Below are 17,799 nucleotides of genomic sequence, written 5' to 3'. Positions count from 1 at the left end.
CGAAGCGACCCCAAGCACGTGCCGCTCCTGGCGTACGGGATCAGGCGGTGACCGGCACGGCGGCGGCCGTGGTCGCCGCGTCGGCGTGGTATGCCGTCCACGGAGGTTCACGCAGGGCGGGGCAGTGTTCGGAGGTCGGATGGTGCGCGATGTCGATCATGCGGTCGAGGGTGTCGCGTGCGGCGGTAAGGCCGGCGATGGCGGCGCTGATGCGTTCGCGCTCGGCGGCCATCAACTCGACGGCCTCGGGGGAGCCGTGCCCGGTGTCGATGTGGGGCATCAGCGCAAGGATGGTCCGGCTGGGTAGGCCGGCGGTGAAGAGCAGCTGGATCAGCCGAACACGTTCGACGGCTGATGCGGGGTAGATGCGCTGGCCGGTGGGGGAGCGCTCGGAGGTGAGCAGACCCTGCTCTTCGTAGTACCGCAGCGCGCGGGCGCTGACGCCGGCCTGTCGCGCGATGTCACCGATCCGCATGCGTGTCCTCCTCCGGGTTGCTGTCCGACCTGCCCTTGACGTCAACGTCAGCTTTTACGGTAGTCGACGCCGGGCCTACCTGACCGAATGGCGGATGACCCTCGCCGCCGACATGCTGGCTGACACCACCGCGACCGTCGCTGCCGTGGCGCGCCGCATCGGCTACGCGGACGCCTTCGGCTTCAGCGCAGCATTCAAACGCGTCAACGGGGTCAGCCCGAGCCAGCACCGCAAACTCGCCCGAGCCCGGTGACCGGCTGAAACCGCCTCCGGTTCGGTACGGTCGCCCGGTGAGCGACGACGACTTCGCCTCCCGGATCGAGCAGCACCGGCGTGAGCTGCGCGTCCACTGCTACCGGATGGTCGGCTCCTTCGACGAGGCGGAGGACCTCGTGCAGGAGGTCTTCCTGAAGGCGTGGCGGGCGCGGGACGGGTTCGAAGGTCGGTCATCGCTGCGCAGCTGGCTCTACCGCATCGCCACAAACGTCTGCCTCGACGCCCTCGACGGGCGCAAGCGGCGGTTGCTGCCCGATCAGGCCAACCCGGACTATGCGCCGGGGCAGCCCGTGGCGACCCTGGTCACCGGCCCGTGGCTGCAACCGTTTCCCGACGCGCTGCGCGAACCGTACGCCCTGCGGGAAGCACGCCCGCTGCGGGAGCCACGTACGGTGCGGGAGCCGGTCGCGCCGCGCCAGGACGAGCCGGAGGCGGCCGTCGTGGCGCGGGAGACCCTGGAACTGGCGTTCCTGGCGGCGATGCAGCACCTGCCGCCCCGGCAGCGCGCGGCGGTGATCCTCTGCGACGTGCTGGGCTGGCCGGCGCGGCAGACCGCCCAGGTGCTCGACGGCAGCGTCGCCTCGGTAAACAGCGCGTTGCAACGGGCCCGCGTGACGTTGCGGGAGCACCTCCCGCCGGGCCGGTCGGACTGGGCTCCGGCCGCGCCACCGACCGAACCGCAGCGGCAGGTGCTGCGGCGATACCTGGACGCGGTCGAGCGCGGCGATCTCGACGAGGTGGCCGAACTGCTGGCCAAGGATGTGCGGGCGACCATGCCGCCGTTGCCGGAGTGGTTCGCAGATCGTGAGTCCGTCCTCGCGGCGCTGGCCGCGACCTGGGACCCGACCTCCGCCGAGTACATCGGCGCGTTGCGGATGATTCCGACGAGCGCCAACGGACAGCTCGCCGCGGCGAGCTACCGCCGACCGCCGGGCCAGCAGGTCTTCGAGCCGTTCGGGATCGGAGTGTTGCAGGTACGCGACGGGCTGATCACCGAGATCGTCGCGTTCCACGAGCCGGCGCTCTTCCCGGCGTTCGGCCTCCCGCCGACGCTGGACCGATGAGTTTTCGTCGCGGCTGCCGTCTCTTCTTCGGTACGACCGATCGCACCAGGAGGACAGCATGAGCGACTTCGCACCACAGACCGCCGGCGGCAAGGTTCTGTGGCATTTCACCATGTCACTGGACGGATTCGTGGCGGGACCGGATCACGACATGACGTGGATGCAGACCGGCATCTCCGAGCGGCCCGGCTTCATCCAGCAGTACGTCGAGACGACAGGCGCCATCCTCGGCGGCCGCCGTGGCTGGGACATGTTCCCCGACGCCGGCAATGTCTACGGCGGCGACTGGACCGGCCCGGTCTTCGTGCTGACCCACCATCCCGAGGACGCGAAACCCGCTGACCGGGTGACGTTCCTCAACTGCGATGTGGCGGAGGCGGTGCGGATCGCGTTGGCGGCCGCCGACGGCAGGAACGTGGAGGTGCTGTCGCCGGACATCGGCCGCCAACTCCTCGAACGTGGCCTGATCGACGAGATCGACCTGCACATCGCGCCGGTGTTGCTGGGTGACGGCATCCGGCTCTACGAGCACCTCGGCGGCCGTCCGATCTACCTGCACCGCGTCGGTGCCGACGACCCGACTGCCGAGGTGGACGTCCGCTACCGGCCGGCGGCAGCCTAGCGCCCCGGGGTCCGGACCAGCCCGCACGCTGGTCCGGACCTCGACCAGCCCCGCTGTCTCAGATGATGAAGTGGGTCCAGTAGGCGAGCCAGATGACGAACAGAGCGCCCTGCAACACCGCGAGCACGGCGGTCAGCCAGACGTCGAGCTGGGGTCGTCGTGCCCAGCCGGCCAGCACCAGGGCCACCGGGAACACCGCGAGCAGATAGCGCAGCAGGCTCTTGTAGACGGGGGTGCCCATCGACAGCGGCACCAGCACCATCATCACCCCGTACACCAGGTAGGGCAGGCCCAGGCGGCGGGCGCCGGCGACGAGGACGGCGAGGAACAGGACGGCGATCCAGACCCGTACGGCGTCCGGTGCCGCTCCGGTCAGGCCGTGCCAGAGGACGCCGAGCGGGTTCTGCACCCGGATGTTCCAACCCTGCTCCTGCGCGTGCTTGTAGGCGAACCAGTCGCCGCTCTGCCACCAGCAGAACGCCATGAAGCTGAGCCAGCCTGCGGGCAACAGCAGCAGCGGCCACCCGGCTCGGAGATATCCCCACAGGGCCCGCGGACGCAGCCGATAGCCGCCCTGGCGCAGCAACACCAGGACCAGCGGTAGCGCCACGAAGAACCCGGCCGACCGGCTCAACGCGAGGAAGAAGCCGATGACGCCGACCAGCAGCCAGCGTCGTTTCTCCGCGTAGTAGAAGGTGGCCAGCGTCAGGCAGAGGAAGAGGGACTCGGTCAGCGCCGCGTGGAACAGGAAGGCGGTGGGCAGCAGCACCAGGTACCGCACGAACCGCCGCGCCGCCCGGCCACCGTCACCCGACCCGCCGGCAGCGCCCGACCCGCCGATGCGGCTGGTGGCAGCGTCCGGCCCGTCGGCACGGTCGGTGGCAGGGCCCCGATCGTCGGTCAGCAGGCGCTCGCCGAGGCGGACGCCGTAGTAGAGCACACCGACGAAGGCCACGTTGGCGATGACCAGCAGGGCCAGCGCGGTGTCGCCGCCCAGCAGCGGTGCCAGCGGCCGGGCGAGGAACGGATACAGCAGCGGGAAGGCGAAATCCGTCCACGGTTCGTCGAGCGGCAGCCGGGCCAGGTGGTGGTAGAGGAACGAGTCCCAGGCGAACCAGAGCGACAGCCACCCGTGGGGCGAGACTTCCCGCTGCTGCTGGCGCATCTGCGCCTCGTCGGGCGGGGGCGCCCACTCGGTGCCGTCGAAGGCGGCGAGCGTGAGCACTCCGACCAGCGTGAAGACGATCTTCGTGCCGAGGAAGACCGCGAGCACGTACGGCCAGGGTGCCGGCACCCGCGCGAGCGCCCGGCCCACCCGGCCCGTCCCGACCATGCGTCCCCCGACCGTCGCGCACGAATCGGGTCGGCGTACCCGCTCCGGCGGCGACCACACCCGCAGCAGGCAGGTGACATCGCCGCGAAGGCGGGTAACCGGCCGGGTCGGTCGGGGGACGTGAGGTGGCGAGGGTCATGGGCGACGAGCACGGCACTGTGGTGATCGGTGCGGGTCCGGCGGGACTGACTGCGGCGTACGAACTGCTCCGCCACGGCGCGCCGGTGCGGGTCTTCGAGGCCGACGGGGTGGTCGGTGGCATCAGCCGGACGGTGGAACGCGACGGCTGGCGTTTCGACATCGGCGGGCACCGCTTCTTCACGAAGGTGTCCCGGGTCGAGGACTTCTGGCACGAGATCCTGCCGGACGAGGACTTCCTGCTCCGCCCCCGGATGAGCCGGATCTACTACCGGGGGGCGCTCTACGACTACCCGCTCAACGCCGGCAACGCGCTGCGCAACCTCGGCCTGTGGGAAGCGGCCAGGTGCATGGCGTCGTACGCCCGTGCCCGGTTGCGGCCACCGAGGGACCAGTCGCACTTCGAGGGGTGGGTGTCGGCCCGCTTCGGTTGGCGGCTGTATTCGATCTTCTTCAAGACGTACACCGAGAAGGTCTGGGGCATGCCTGCCGACCAGCTGCAGGCGGACTGGGCGGCGCAGCGGATCAAGAACCTGTCGCTGGCCAAGGCGGTCCGCAACGCGGTGCTGCCGAAACGCAACCGCACCGACGTGACAAGCCTGATCGAGGAGTTCCAGTACCCGAAGCTGGGGCCGGGCATGATGTGGGAACGCTGCGCCGAGCAGGTACGGCGACACGGCGGCACGGTGCAGACCGGCACCTGGGTCACCGCCGTGCACCGCGACCCTCAGCAGCGGCGGGCGACCTCGGTCACCGTCGACGGCGTGGACGGCCGACGCACCGAGCCGGCCGACCACGTCATCTCCTCGATGCCCATCTCGGAACTGGTGGCGGCGCTGCGTCCGGCCCCGCCGCCGCAGGTCCTCGCCGCCGCCGAGGATCTGCGCTACCGGGACTTCCTCACCGTGGCGCTCGTCGTACCGGCGGAGTTCTCCTTCCCCGACAACTGGATCTACGTGCACGACCCGGACGTGAAGGCGGGCCGCATCCAGAACTTCGGCTCCTGGTCGCCGTACCTGGTCAAGGACGGTCGGACCTGCCTCGGGCTGGAGTACTTCGTGTCGGTGGGCGACGAGACCTGGCGTACGCCCGACGCCGACCTGATCGTCGCCGCGATCCGGGAGTTGGAGACGCTGGGACTGGTCCGGCCCGGGGTGGTCGAGGCCGGCTACGTGGTGCGGATGCCGAAGGCGTACCCGGTCTACGACGAGCGCTACCAGCGCAACGTCGACGTGATCCGGCAGTGGCTGGCCCGCGAGGTGCCGAACGTGCACCCCGTCGGGCGCAACGGCATGCACCGCTACAACAACCAGGACCACTCGATGCTGACGGCGATGCTGACCGTCGAGAACATCGTGCGCGACGCCGGCCACGACGTCTGGTCGGTGAACGTGGAGCAGGACTACCACGAGGAGACCTCGCGCGGCGACGGGCGGCACGGCACCGGCCGTGACGCGCCACTGATGCCGGCCCCGCCGCTGCCCGCCGCGACCACCCTCGCCGTCGAGATCCCCGCGGACGTCCACCGCAACACGGGTGTGCCGCGCTGATCCGAGGGGCCTCAGGACACGCGCTCGGATTGCGCCGCTGAGCCGGAGGGCTTCTCGTCGTACCGTCGGTGCTCTGTCCTGGCGACGGGTCGGAGGCGTCGTTCGCCGACAGCCAGCATCGCGGCGGCGACGCCGAGCAGGGCGCCGATCAGCACCGTGCTGCGTACGCCGTGGTTCGGCAGGGCGAGACCGCCGATCAGGGCTCCGGCGGTGATGCCGACGTTGACCGCGGCGGAGACGGTGGCGGCGGCCAGGTCGGACCGCCCGGGGGCCACCTGGAGCACCAGGCCGCCGAGGGCGGCGGTGAACGCGGCGAAAGCGAGCCCGGCCACCGCGATCAGGGCGACGGCCACCCCCGGTCGGTGGCCGAAGGCGTAGAGGCCGAGCAGTGCCCCCGACTGCAACGCGACGGTCGCGGCCAGCACCGACCACGGGCCACGGTCCACCACTGCGGCGACGGCGAGGATGCCGAGGACGCTGGCGATTCCGCGTACCAGCAGGATGGCCCCGACGGATGTGGCGGAGAAGCCGGCCACCTCGGTGACGAAGAGGGCGACATAGGTGTAGGCGGCGATGGCGCCGGCGGTCGCGAGGACGGCCACGGCGACCAACAACCAGAAGCGCCGGGCGTCGGGCGTCGCACCGCGAGCGGCATGCCCCTGGTCGGGCCGCGTCGAGGGCAGCAGCGAGGCCACCGTGGCGAGCACGGCCGCACCGAGCGCGGCGACCGCCAGGAACGAGGCCCGCCAGCCGGCCCGCTCACCCAGCCAGGTTCCCGCGGGTACGCCGAGCGCCAGCGCGACGGTGCCGCCGGCGAAGACGACCGCGACCACCCGCCCGCGCAGTCGAGGTGGGAACAGTTCGGCCGCTGCCGGCACCACGACCGCCCAGAACAACGCGTGCGTGGCGGCGGTCGCCATCCTGGCCGCCAGGAGCAGTGTGAGATCGTCCGCCACCACCGTGATGGCGGTGCTGAGGACGAAGCCGGCCAGCAGGGTCGACAGCAACCGTCGGCGGGGGACCGTGCGGACCAACGCCGTCAACGGGACCGAGGCGATCATCACCACCGCGCCGTACGCGGTGACGAGCAGGCCGACCTGCGGCGGTGTGACGGCCAGGTCGGCGGCCATGGGCAGTAACAGTCCGATGGGCAGCGCCTCGGCGGTGGTGTAGAGGAACGTCCCCCCGGACAGGCCGATCAACGCTCCCACTGCCCGACTGCGCCTCATCCGACCCCTCCCCGCTGTTACTCCCTAAACCTGTTACGGAGGAAACTAAGTGTCGCTCGTCGATGGGTCAACTGGTAAAGTGGATTTCGATGGAAACGCCCGAGGACGTCACGCGGATGCGCCTGGTGGGCGGCAACCTCGCCCTGGACTTCGTCAACACCCGCTCCGGTCCACCCGCCGGAGCGCCGGACGACGACACCCTCACCAGCTATTCCGACCTGGTCGCCTGGGGCGTGTACGCGGGCGCGCTCACCCCGGCGCAGGCCGCAGCGCTACGCCGAGGCTCTCGTGACGATCCGGGTGGTGCCGAGGCCGCCTTCGGGCAGGCGCTGCGCATCCGCGACGACCTCGACGAGGCGTTCCGGGCGCTGGCCACCGGCCGGGACCCGAGCGCATCCGTGCTGGCCCGGCTGCGAGACGACGAAGCAGAAGCGCTGCGCCACGCACGACTCGAACGCGACCTCACCTACGGGTGGACCTGGCACGCCGACGGCACCCTCGCCCGGCCACTGCGACCGGTCGTACACGCGGCCGTCGGCCTGCTCACCACGGGCCAACTGGACCGGATCAAGGGCTGCGGCGGATGCCGGTTCCTCTTCTACGACGAGAGCAAGAACCGCAGCCGCCGCTGGTGCAGCATGGACGACTGCGGCACCGCCGAGAAGATCCGCCGCTACGTCACCGCCCGCCGCAGTCGCGCCGCCCGGTGAGATCGCCGTCCGGTCGGGCGGTGATGCCCGTGTTACCGGGCTGACCCGCCGGTGAAACCCGCCGCTGAGATCGTCACGCATCGATCTTCAGCGAGGAGGCGGCGATGACCAGTCCCACGACGCGGCGTCAGTTCCTGCAGGCCGTCGGAGTCTCCGGCGGAGCGGGCGTCCTCTACAGCACGATGGTTGCCCTCGGCCTGGCACCGGCCGCCCAGGCGGCACCCGCGTTTCGGGCGCCGAACCGATCGGACTTCACCCTGACCGGCCGGTCCGCCAAATCCGTCCTGATCCTCGGCGCCGGCGTGGCCGGCCTGGCCACCGCGTACGAACTTGCCAAGGCCGGCTACCGGGTGCAGATCCTGGAGGCGCGCAACCGACCCGGCGGTCGCAACTGGACGGTACGGGGCGGCACCGTCGAAACCGACCTGGACGGGCAGACCCAACGGGCCCGGTTCAGCGGCGGACAGTACCTCAACGCCGGGCCGGCGCGGATCGCACAGCACATGGTGACCCTCGACTACTGCCGTGAGCTGGGCGTGCCGGTCGAGGTCTTCGGCAACCAGAACGCCGACAGCTACTACTTCAACGACAACGTCGGTGCGCTGTCCGGGCAGCCGATCCGGCACCGTGAGGCCAAGGCCGACGTCTACGGGTACGTCTCCGAACTGCTCGCCAAGGCCACCGACCAGGGTGCCCTGGACACCCACCTCACCGGCGAGGACAAGGAACGGCTGCTGGAGTTCCTGCGCTCCTTCGGCGCCATCGGCCCCCGGGTGGCCGGCGACCCGGCGGCCAGCTGGCGGTACACCGGCACCAACCGGCGCGGCTACGAGGTGGAACCGGGCGCCGGCTTCCAGGCGGGCACCCCGAAGCTCACCCCCTACCCGTTGTCCGACGTGCTGGCCAGCGGCGTCGGCCGGTACTTCTCCTTCGAGTTCGGCTACGACCAGGCGATGCTGATGTTCCAGCCCGTCGGCGGAATGGACCGCATCGCGTACGCCCTGGAAGAGGCCGTCGGGCGACGCCACATCACCTACGACGCGGAGGTCCGCTCCATCTCGAACACCGGTGCCGGGGTGTCCGTGGTCTACACCGGACCGGGTGGGCGGACGCGCACCGCCACCGCCGACTTCTGCGTCTGCACCATCCCGCCGCAGGTGCTGGCGAAGATCCCGTCGAACCTCACCGAGCCGGTCAGGACCGCCCTGGCGTACGCGGTGCCGAACGCCACCGGCAAGATCGGTCTGCAGTACCGCCGACGGTGGTGGGAGCAGGACGAGAAGATCTACTCCGGCATCACCAACACCAACCTGGATCTCTCCGCGATCTGGTACCCGTCGTACGGCTACCACGGCGCGAAGGGCGTTGTCGTCGGGTACTACAACAACGGCGCGAACGCCCGGGCGTACGCCGCACTGTCACCTGCCGACCGGGAGGCCCGCGCCGTCGCCCAGGGGGTACGCATCCACGGCGAGAAGTACCGCACCGAGCTGGAGACCTCCTTCTCGGTGGCCTGGGAACGCACCCGCTACTCCGAGGGCGGCTGGGTGTCGTGGCCCTCGCGCACCACCGGCGGACACTACGGTCGCCTGCTGGAGCCCGACGGCCGGGTGTACTTCGCCGGTGACCACCTCAGCCACTACATCGCCTGGCAGGCCGGTGCCTTCGAGTCGGCCCGCAAGGTCGTCACCGACCTGCACACCCGGGTCATGTCGAGTTGACAGGCGCGGACCGACCGACCCGGCGGAGGCTCAGCCGGGCCGGTGGTTGGTGGTCCGGCCGACCCGCTGGATGAGGGCCTCGACCCAGCGTTCGAAGCGGCCGTTGCCGCCGCCGAGCAGCCCGCTGAGCTCGTCGGCGGTGACCGCGCCCCGGGTGGCCAGCGAGTCGACCAGGGTGCGCAGCCGGCGGTTGTCGTCGTCGGCCGGCCCCTCGCTGAAACCGCCGGTGCCCAGGTGGCGCTGCACGTCCTGGAGGATGTCCATCATCTGCGGCAGCGTTTCGACGATCTGCGACAGGCCGGCCTCGCGTGGGCTGGTCGAGCCGCGCAACTCCTGAAGGGCGAGGGCGATCGATATCGGGGTGACGATGTCGTCGCCCTCGCCGAAGGCGTCGATGGCCCGACCGAGCTGCTTCTTGGCCTGGTGCACGCTGTCCAGGTCGGTGTGGTCGACGCTGATCACCCGCATGCCGTGCACGTCGAAGGGCAGCTGCTGGTCCTTCGCCAGCAACTGCACGAACGGCTTGCGCAGCGCGTGCCGGACGGCCAACTCGTAGAAGACGTTGGGATTCTGGTCGGTGAGGTCAGCGATGACCAGGTCGTTCAGGATGATCCGGTCCAGCACCTGCGAGGTGATCATGCCGGAGCGTTCGATCTCGTCGCCACGTACCGCGACGTAGCCGCGCTCCTCGACCACCGGGCGGATGACGTGATTGAGGATCTGGTCGCTGCGTTTGCGAGTGTCCGAGCCCTCCGGGCCGATCGGTGCGATCACGAAGCACTCACGGCTCGCCGGCCTGTCGTTACCCTCCCCCATGGACACAGCGTAGTGGAGTTCAGCGATACGCGTTGTCAGCCGGTCGGTGCACGACGTCGGCCCCACCGCTCGCGATGCTCGGCGAGCAGCCGGTGGGCCCGCTGCGCGGCCGGCGGGCTGACCGGCTCCGCCGCCCAGTCGGCCAGCACGGCGGCCATCCCGTCGACCAGGTGCCGGCCCACCGGGGTCAGTCGCCGCTGCGCGGCCAGCACCCGTACGGTGTCGTCGGCGGCCCGGCTCCACCGGGCGAACTCGACCTCGGCGCGGTACCGGGCCGCACCGTCGACCGTCACCCGCGCCTGCCGACGCCAGAACCCCGCCACCCCCAGATGGGCGTACACCCCGTGCAGCAGGCCCTCCAACGGCCGGGGGTCGGTGCGCCACGGCGTGTAGAACAGCTCGGGTGGGCCCGGTTCCAGCAGGGCGAACATGTCGTTGAGCGCGGCCAGTTTGGCGTGCTGGATCTCGTGGGCCAGCACGACGGCGGCGGACGGGGCGTCCGGTGGCAGCGACATGGCCACCGCCCCGAAGGCGTGGTGGAAGGTGCCGCTGCGGCTGCCGGCGCCGGGCGAGGGGACCGGCACCAGCGCGCGTAACGCGCCGGACAACTCCTCGGCGACCGGGCGATGGTGCTCGACCAGCAGACGCCACGCCTCGTCCAGGCGCGACCGCCACGCGTCGGTCAGTCCGCCGCTGATGCGGTGACCGGTGCCGATTCCCGGCACATGCTGCCAACTGCGAGTGTCCAGCAGCAGGGACAACCGCAGCCCGTGGTGGGCCAGATCCAGCCGGGGCACCGGCCGCCAGCGCCTGTCGGTCGAGCCGGCACCGATCTCGACCCGCTCGCCCGCGCCGTACGCCCAGGCGTGTCCACGGCTGGCCCGGACCCGGGCGTGGGTGGCGGCGTCCGGCAACGTCGCCGTGCCCAGGCCGGGCAGATCCAACCGGCCGGCCGCGCCGACCGCGAGCGGCACGTCGAGGTCGGCCTCCAGTCCCGCGCGTACGGCGGCGGTGGCCGCCACCGCCGCCAGCAGCCCGGGGTACGCCTGCGCCGTGCCGTCCCCGTCGAGCAGCGCCGCGGTGCCGAACGCCCAGGCGGCGACCGGTGGATGCCCGAGCGCCGTGGCCCGCTGCTCGGGCCGCAGCCCGGCCAGCAGCCGATAGGCCGCCTCGATCGCGGCCCGGTCGGGATGCCCCCGCTCGCGCAGCAGCGCGATGATCGCGCGGACCAGCAGCATCGACTTGCTGTGCTGGGCGGCCCGTAACCAGGCCACCCCGTCCGCGCCGCCGCGCCCGGCGGCCAACTCGTCGAGGACCACCCGGGGCAGCCGATGCTCGCCGGGGATCACCGGGCCGCCCCGGACAGCACCGCGAGATCCCGTCGTATCGTGCGCCCGATGTGGCCGATCAGGGCGTACAGGTCGGGGCAGTAGACCGACGGATTGTCGAAGCCGGTGTCGGCTCGCCAACGGTGGGTACGCAACCCGCCGCCGCACACCCGGCGCCTGTCGCAGGCCTGGCAGGTGGCACAGAGGGACGCCGACCCGGCCTGCTGCGCGCGGACCGCCGGCAGGTCGAGCGCGTCGTCGAACCGGTCCCGCAGCACGTGCAGCCCGGTGCGGGCGGCGCCGCTGTGCGCGGCGGCGAGCGTGTCGTCCATCTCGATGGCCCCGTCGGTCTGCACCACCGCGACCGCGGCGGGGCTGGTGCCCACCCCGGCGAGTCGGGAGTGGCCGCCGAGCAGCACCTGGATGATCTCGTCGAAGAGACGGATCCGCACCGGTGGTCCGGCGGCGTGGTACCACTGCTCGAAGACCGTGATCAGCCAGTCCGCGTACGGGGTAGGGCGCGGTTTCGGCACCCGCCCGGGTGGGGGAGTGCTCCAGGTGCCGTGCGGCAGCAGGAAGTCCATCGTCGGCGGCCGGTGCGCCAGCAGGCTGCGGTACGTGGTCACCGGATCGTTGCGCAGGTCGACGGTGCACAGCAGACCGTTGAACAGGTGCGGATAGCCGGTGGTGAGCCGGCGGATCGCCGCGTCGACCCGGTCGTGGCTGCCGCGCCCGTCGGGCCCGCGCCGATGCCGGTCGTGGGCGGCCCGGTCACCGTCGAGACTGAGGCTGATTCGCACGTCGAGCCGGTCGAACAGCCGCAGGTACGCCTCGTCCAGCCGGATGCCGTTGGTCTGCACCGTGAGCCGGGTCGGCACCGGCGCGACGCCCTGTCGGATGGCCGACACGGCGCTCTCGATCCGCGCCGGCCCGGCCAGCAGCGGTTCGCCACCGTGCAGGATCACCGAGACGGTGTCGAGTCGGTGGGCGCGGGCATGTTCGCCGATGCGGCGTGCGGTCGCGTCGAGCACCCGGGGCGACATGATCCGGGGCAGGTCCCGCCACCGCTGGTCGGCCATCGTGTAGACGTAGCAGTGGTCGCAGGCCAGGTCGCAGCGACTGTGCAACTTGAGCACGAACTGGCGGAAGGCTACCGGCGGGGCGCGGCGGACGGCCGAATCACCGGCTGTCCGGTGCCCGTCGTCTGATTCGGGCATCAGGGGCTCCAAAACAGGCGGCGGCCGGAGGGCCGCCGTCGATGCCACCAGCATACATTGATGAGCGGCGCTGACCGGGTTGCCAGCGGATCGACAGACAGTGAAGGATGTCGTCCGAGACGGTCCGCCGCCGGCCTCGGGTGGCGCAGCGGTCACCCCTGGTCTCGACGCCGTACCGTTATCATGGGCGTACGCAGCGGATCTGGCCAACGATCTATGTCCGGCTTCGAGGCGACACGATCATTGTGCGATACGCAGACAGGCGGTGATCGGGTTGGACACCGGGGAGGACGTGTTGCGCTCCGATCTGATCGATCTCACCGAAGTGGACCTGGCCGCGCTGGAGGGCATGCCCTCTCAGGTGCTGCTGGCCGCGCTGCATCGCCTGCAACGCCGCAGCGCCGCCGCCGGCGACCAGTACGCAGGCTGGAACAGTGCGATCGATGACGACGACTGAGCAACAGGGCGGCCCGACCGCCGCCGTGGGCGCGGGGGAGCCGGTCGCCCACTGCACCATCGTGTCCTTCGTGTCGCCCACCAGCGGCAACTCCGGGCGCAGCAGCGCGGTGGCCAACATCGCCTGGATCCTGGCCTCGAACGGCAAGCGGGTCCTCGCGGTCGACTGGTGCACCAAGACCCCCCGGGTCTACGACTACCTGCGTTCCTTCAGGATCGACGCCCTCGGCAGCGCCGGGGTGCTCGGCGCGGAGCTGGCCGCGTTGACCAGCCCGCACCCGGACGCGCCGGCCCACCGCACCTCGGCGCTGAGCGGGCCGACCGCACCGGAGCAGGGGGTCCTCTACCGGTACGCCATTCCCGGCACGAGCTTCGGTTTCGCCCTGGTCGGGGTGAGCCTGGAGGTCGACGGCCTGCCCAAGGTCGACCCGGTACGGGCCCGGCTGCTGCTGCGGCAGGCCGGCTACGACTACGTCCTGATCGACACCCCGGTGGATCTCACCATGCCGGGGGTCAGCTACGCCGCCATGCTCAGCGACGTCGCGGTGGTCTCGATTCCGCCCCGCCGTCCCGCCCTGCAGCAGGCCGCCGACCTCGCCGACCAGTTGCAACGGCAGGCCACCGGCGGCATCCGCATCCTCGCCGCGCCCACCCTGCGCGACGTCAGTCAACCGTGGTACGGCGAGGCCCGCGACTCGGCCCGCAAGGCGTTCGCGAAGCTGCTCGACGAGTCGGCCAACGCACCGAACTCCTCCGTCGAGATCGTGGAGGTGCCCGAGCCGACCTACGACACCTACGACGACGTGCTGGCCGTGCTGGCCGACAGCCCCGGCGAGCAGAGCAGCCTGCTGTCGGCGTACGAACAGATGGCCTCCTGGATCAGCGGTGGCGCGGTGACCCGGGTGGCCGAGGTGCCCGACCGGATCCGCCGCCGCTACCGCCGGGGTGTGTTGCTGGAACGGGCGGAGAGCGCGGACGAGATCCACGTACTGTACGAGCCGCCCGAGCGGCCGTACGCCGACTGGATCGCCGGGCAGCTGCAGCGGGCCGACGTCCATGTTCACCCGCACGCCCTGCGTGGTGGCGCCGCGCCGACGTTCGAGGCGGACGCCACCGTGCTGGCCCTGCTCTCCCCAGGGGTGGTCAAAGCGCTCGGTGCCGGCCTGACGGCCGCACCCGGCACCGACATCGAGGTGTTCGGGGTACTGACCGAGGGTCAGCCACCGAACCAACTGGATCCCAGCCGGATCATCGACCTGCGCGAGGTCGACGCCGCCCGCGCCCAGCCTCTGCTGCTGAGCCAGTTGGGTCTCATCGCACCCACCCAACCCCCCGGCGACCTGCGCTCGGCCCCGCGCTACCCGGCCGAGACGGAACGTCGTCTGCGCTCGAATCTGCCGACCCGCAACGGGTCCTTCGTCGGCCGCAGCGATTACCTGGAACGACTGCGCGACCAGCTGACCGACGGTGGTGGGCCGGTGACCCTCAGCGGCGGGGCCGGCGTCGGCAAGAGCGAGATCGCCCGGGAGTTCGCCCACCGCTTCGCCTACGACTACGACGTGGTCTGGTGGATACCGGCGCAGGACCGGGAGACGGTGCAGACGGCCCTGGGCGAGCTGGCTCAGGAGATCAACGTGGTGGACAGCGTCGGTGCGGCGGAGGCGGCCGTGGCCGCCCTGTCGGAGCCGAGGAGCACCATCGCCCGCTGGCTGTTGATCTACGACAACGCCGACGACGCCGAGGTGCTGGCCGGCCTGCTGCCCCGCCCCGGTACCGGGCACATTCTGTTCACCTCCCGCGACGACGGCTCCTCGAACCTGCCTTCCCCGCTGGAAGTGGCGGCGTTCAGCGGCGACGAGAGCGTCACCATGCTGCGCCGCATGCTCGGCATCAGCTCTGCCGACGCCCGGTCCATCGCCGCTGCGGTCGACCACCTGCCGTTGGCCCTGCGGCTGGCCACCGCCTGGATCCGGGAGCGCACCCGGATACTGGAACGCGAGGGCGTGCCCAACCTGGTGGCGGTCAGCCGATCCGTTGAGGAACTGCTGTCCAGCCTGCGCCAACCGGGCGTGGAGGAGCCGACCGAACGCATCCCCGGATCGCGTACCTCCACGGTCGCCCGGGTGCTGGACAACACCCTGGCCACCCTGCGGGACACCGAGTTCGGGGCGTTGGCCATCCGGGTGGCCGAGATCGCTGCGTTCCTCTCCCCGGAAGGCATCGGCCTACCACTGCTGCGCTCGACGCCGATGCTGGTACAACTCGCCGCGGCAGCCGAGACCGATCCGGAAGAGTTGCTGCTCGCCGCCGGAGAGATCGACCTGGTGCTGGCCGTGGGCGCGCGCTTCGCCCTGTTCGACATCGACTGGGGACGGGGTGCGGCGCTGCGGATGCACCGGGCCATCCAGTTCCTGATCCGCGAGTCGATACCCGAGCCGCAGCGGCGCGAACGACACCGTCAGGTCCTGCACGGCCTGGCCGGTTACGCGCCGTCCGACCCGGAGGCCGACGACCGCCGCTACCTGCCGATCTTCGAGGAACTGCAGCGTCATCTCGTGCCATCCGGGGCATTGACCGCCGACGACGCCCGGGTACGGCACTGGGTGGTCAAACAGGTCCGTTACCTGTTCTACTTCGGCGACAGCGACGCCTGGCAGTCCGCGGTGCGCCTGGCGCAGCAGGCCTGTGACCGGTGGGCGGCCGGCGGCGACTTCGACCAGCTCACCATGCGCCTGTTCGTGCAGACCGCGAACCTGCACCGGGTGCTGGGCCGGCCGCAGGAGGCGCTGCGCCTCGACGAGCAGGTGCTCAGCGAGCAGCGCCGCCGCTGCGGGCTGCGGCACTTCCGGACCCTCATCGCGGGCCGGGGCAGGGGCGGTGACCTGCGTGGCCTCGGCCGATTCGAGGACGCCCTGGTGGAAGACCAGGCCACCCTCGCCGGCTACCACGAAGTGCTCGGCGGCGACCATCCGAACACCCGGATGGCGATCAACAACCTCGCCATCTCCTTCCAGCTGACCGGCGACGCTCGGGAAGCACTGCGCCTGGCGCACCAACTGTTCGACAGGTGGATGAGCCTGTTCGGCCCGGACGAGCCGGCGACCTGGCGGGCGGCATGCCTGGTCGGCACCCTGGAGCGGGAGGTCGGCGAGTACGAGCTGTCGCTGACCACCCTGCGGGGCACCCTGGAACGGGTGCACGAGCTGCGGTCGGCCTCCCAACTTGACGAACTGCAGGTCAACCGCAGCCTCGCGGTCACCGAGCGCCGTCTGGGGCTGACCCTCGCCGCGAAGAAGCGCAGCATCGAGACCTTCCGTGGCTACCGGGACCGCTTCGGGGAAGATCATCCGCTGACTCGGTCCAGCCTGCTCAGCATGGCCGTCGACTACTACCGGGCCGGAGACGCCGGCGCCGCCGTCGAACATGCCATGCGCTGCCTGCGGGGCTACGAGCGGACGCTGGAGACCGGCCACCCGTTCACCGCGGTCTGCTCGGTCAACCTCGGCATCTGCCACCGGGGCACCGGCGAGTACGACCACGCCATCCGTGACGGGGAGCGGGGCATGCGCACCCTGCGGGCCCGGCTCGGCGACGCCCACCCGTGGACGCTGACCGCGGCGACGGCCCAGGCCGGTCACCTGGCCGCCCGCGGTGACCTGGCCGACGCCGTACGTCTGCAGCAGGAGACGCACCTGACCAGTCTGCGTTTCCTCGGTCGGCGGCACCCCTGCACCGGCGACGCCGCCGCCAACCTCGCTGCGATCGTCGCCCGGCGCGACGGCACGGACGACGGCGGTGTGGCGGCGTTGACCGACACGGACATCGACGTGCCGAGAAGCTGAGGAGTGACCAGGTGAGCGACCCGCAGCTGATCGATGCGGTGGTGGAGGACTCCGCCGAGCAGGACGTGCCGGGGTTCCGGAAGAAGCGGAACCTGTGCCGGCAGTTGCTTCTCGACGACCCGGCGGTCTACCACATCGCGCACTACACCGGCGGCGTGCTCGACTTCTCGCTGGACCTGCTGGCCCACGACTCGGCACCGGCCGGTCGACCCGACACCGACCCGACCCAGCGCCGTGAGGCGTACCGCCGGGTGGGCGCCCAGTTGGCCTACCGGGCCGCCGAACTCAGCCGCCGGGTTTGGCACCTACAGCATGGTGGGCTGGTGCGGTTGGCCGCGCAGACCCGGGTCGACTACGTCTTCTGCAACACCACGGTCGGCGGGGAACACGTGGTGGGTTTCGCGCGCACCGCCGCGGCCACCGACTCCGTCGTCGACCCGGCGGCGGCCAGTCAGACCGACCAGGGGGCTGCGAAACTCGCCACCGACCTGCGCGGTCTGGTCCGACAGCCGTCACAGAATCCCGGCGGCTGGCAGACCGAGACGTACGACCCGTCGTCCTCGGACGGCGACATCACGCCCTACCTGGCCGAGGTCGGCGACAGCGAGGCGATCCTCACCCGGGCCCTGCGCCCCGCGGGCCTGCACTATCTCAGTCATCACCGGCTGGGGGAGCAGGTCTCGGCGGTCGACATCCTCGTGCACCCGGATCTCGAACAGTTCTTCAACCGGGGCGCCACCGTGGTCGACCGGCGTACCGGCTACCAGCGGCTGTCGCGGGACCTGTCCCTGCTGGCGCTGCAGGTCAGCCGGGACCTCCGCCGGGCAATCACGGGCGAGGTGGAGCGGTTGGTGCTCGACCTGGAGATCGGCGCCGTCTACTACTACCTGCTCGCGCCGGACGAATACCTCTTCGGGGTGTGTCTCGACCAGGACTGGGTCAGCCACGCCGACCAGGCCATGTGGAAGGTGGGCGGGCAACTCTCCCGCGCCCGCCCCTGACATCTCACGCGCTGTCCGAGG

The 17,799-nt window shown here is 71.2% G+C and carries 15 protein-coding genes; 9 read left to right on the top strand and 6 right to left on the bottom strand.

From position 1 onward, the window contains the following. Positions 1 to 40: 40 nt before the first annotated feature. Positions 41 to 475, bottom strand: a complete 435-nt coding sequence (locus VAB18032_RS16685; protein ID WP_013734043.1) for a MerR family transcriptional regulator — start codon at positions 473 to 475, stop codon at positions 41 to 43. On the opposite strand from VAB18032_RS16685, the gene VAB18032_RS30790 reads away from it, so the two are divergent. The 3 genes from VAB18032_RS30790 to VAB18032_RS16670 are packed head-to-tail and all read left to right on the top strand — an operon-like array spanning position 474 to position 2,437. Next, on the top strand, positions 474 to 728 hold the full coding sequence (locus tag VAB18032_RS30790) for a helix-turn-helix domain-containing protein (protein WP_232510817.1): 255 nt from the start codon (positions 474 to 476) through the stop codon (positions 726 to 728). The genes VAB18032_RS16685 and VAB18032_RS30790 overlap by 2 nt on opposite strands. Before the next feature lie 37 nt (positions 729 to 765). Continuing rightward, positions 766 to 1,815, top strand: a complete 1,050-nt coding sequence (locus VAB18032_RS16675; RefSeq protein ID WP_013734041.1) for a sigma-70 family RNA polymerase sigma factor — start codon at positions 766 to 768, stop codon at positions 1,813 to 1,815. Positions 1,816 to 1,873: 58 nt separating this feature from the next. Then, entirely contained in the window at positions 1,874 to 2,437 is a 564-nt protein-coding gene (locus VAB18032_RS16670; protein WP_013734040.1) for a dihydrofolate reductase family protein, read from the top strand. A gap of 58 nt (positions 2,438 to 2,495) precedes the next feature. Here the strand turns inward: VAB18032_RS16670 and VAB18032_RS16665 are convergent, their stop codons facing one another. Further along, the gene (locus VAB18032_RS16665) at positions 2,496 to 3,770 is read right to left on the bottom strand and encodes a hypothetical protein (RefSeq protein ID WP_013734039.1); all 1,275 of its coding nucleotides are present in this window, start codon (positions 3,768 to 3,770) and stop codon (positions 2,496 to 2,498) included. Between the two features lie 137 nt (positions 3,771 to 3,907). On the opposite strand from VAB18032_RS16665, the gene VAB18032_RS16660 reads away from it, so the two are divergent. Continuing rightward, on the top strand, positions 3,908 to 5,458 hold the full coding sequence (locus VAB18032_RS16660; RefSeq protein ID WP_013734038.1) for an NAD(P)/FAD-dependent oxidoreductase: 1,551 nt from the start codon (positions 3,908 to 3,910) through the stop codon (positions 5,456 to 5,458). An 11-nt stretch (positions 5,459 to 5,469) separates the two neighbouring features. Here the strand turns inward: VAB18032_RS16660 and VAB18032_RS16655 are convergent, their stop codons facing one another. Further along, on the bottom strand, positions 5,470 to 6,687 hold the full coding sequence (locus tag VAB18032_RS16655) for an MFS transporter (protein WP_081476136.1): 1,218 nt from the start codon (positions 6,685 to 6,687) through the stop codon (positions 5,470 to 5,472). A gap of 89 nt (positions 6,688 to 6,776) precedes the next feature. Between VAB18032_RS16655 and VAB18032_RS16650 the strand changes: the two genes are divergently transcribed. Next, a complete protein-coding gene (locus VAB18032_RS16650) occupies positions 6,777 to 7,397 on the top strand; it encodes a CGNR zinc finger domain-containing protein (RefSeq protein WP_050814617.1) in 621 nt (206 codons plus the stop codon). A gap of 104 nt (positions 7,398 to 7,501) precedes the next feature. Continuing rightward, complete coding sequence (locus tag VAB18032_RS16645; protein ID WP_013734035.1) at positions 7,502 to 9,118, top strand: flavin monoamine oxidase family protein; 1,617 nt, start codon at positions 7,502 to 7,504, stop codon at positions 9,116 to 9,118. A 30-nt stretch (positions 9,119 to 9,148) separates the two neighbouring features. On the opposite strand, the gene VAB18032_RS30135 is transcribed toward VAB18032_RS16645, so the two are convergent. From VAB18032_RS30135 to VAB18032_RS16630, 3 genes are read right to left on the bottom strand one after another with little or no spacing between them, the layout of a single operon-like run. Then, entirely contained in the window at positions 9,149 to 9,934 is a 786-nt protein-coding gene (locus tag VAB18032_RS30135; protein WP_050814616.1) for a hypothetical protein, read from the bottom strand. A 35-nt stretch (positions 9,935 to 9,969) separates the two neighbouring features. Continuing rightward, a complete protein-coding gene (locus VAB18032_RS16635; RefSeq protein ID WP_013734033.1) occupies positions 9,970 to 11,283 on the bottom strand; it encodes an HEXXH motif domain-containing protein in 1,314 nt (437 codons plus the stop codon). Continuing rightward, a complete protein-coding gene (locus VAB18032_RS16630) occupies positions 11,280 to 12,479 on the bottom strand; it encodes an FxsB family cyclophane-forming radical SAM/SPASM peptide maturase (RefSeq protein ID WP_013734032.1) in 1,200 nt (399 codons plus the stop codon). The genes VAB18032_RS16635 and VAB18032_RS16630 overlap by 4 nt, the downstream gene beginning before the upstream one ends. Positions 12,480 to 12,753: 274 nt before the next feature. Here VAB18032_RS16630 and fxsA point away from each other — a divergent pair, with 274 nt between their 5' ends. The 3 genes from fxsA to VAB18032_RS16615 are packed head-to-tail and all read left to right on the top strand — an operon-like array spanning position 12,754 to position 17,778. Beyond that, a complete protein-coding gene (gene fxsA / locus VAB18032_RS16625) occupies positions 12,754 to 12,936 on the top strand; it encodes an FxSxx-COOH cyclophane-containing RiPP peptide (RefSeq protein ID WP_126710996.1) in 183 nt (60 codons plus the stop codon). Then, positions 12,923 to 16,777 carry an FxSxx-COOH system tetratricopeptide repeat protein gene (gene fxsT / locus VAB18032_RS16620; protein WP_013734030.1) on the top strand — a complete coding sequence of 1,285 codons (3,855 nt, stop codon included), beginning with the start codon at positions 12,923 to 12,925 and terminating at the stop codon, positions 16,775 to 16,777. The genes fxsA and fxsT overlap by 14 nt, the downstream gene beginning before the upstream one ends. A gap of 11 nt (positions 16,778 to 16,788) precedes the next feature. Then, a complete protein-coding gene (locus VAB18032_RS16615; RefSeq protein WP_013734029.1) occupies positions 16,789 to 17,778 on the top strand; it encodes a hypothetical protein in 990 nt (329 codons plus the stop codon). Positions 17,779 to 17,799: the final 21 nt, after the last annotated feature.

The sequence above is a fragment of the Micromonospora maris AB-18-032 genome, from assembly GCF_000204155.1.
Classification (GTDB): domain Bacteria; phylum Actinomycetota; class Actinomycetes; order Mycobacteriales; family Micromonosporaceae; genus Micromonospora; species Micromonospora gifhornensis.
The sequence above is the reverse complement of the archived record's forward strand: the minus strand, read 5'-3'. Positions and strand labels throughout refer to the sequence as shown.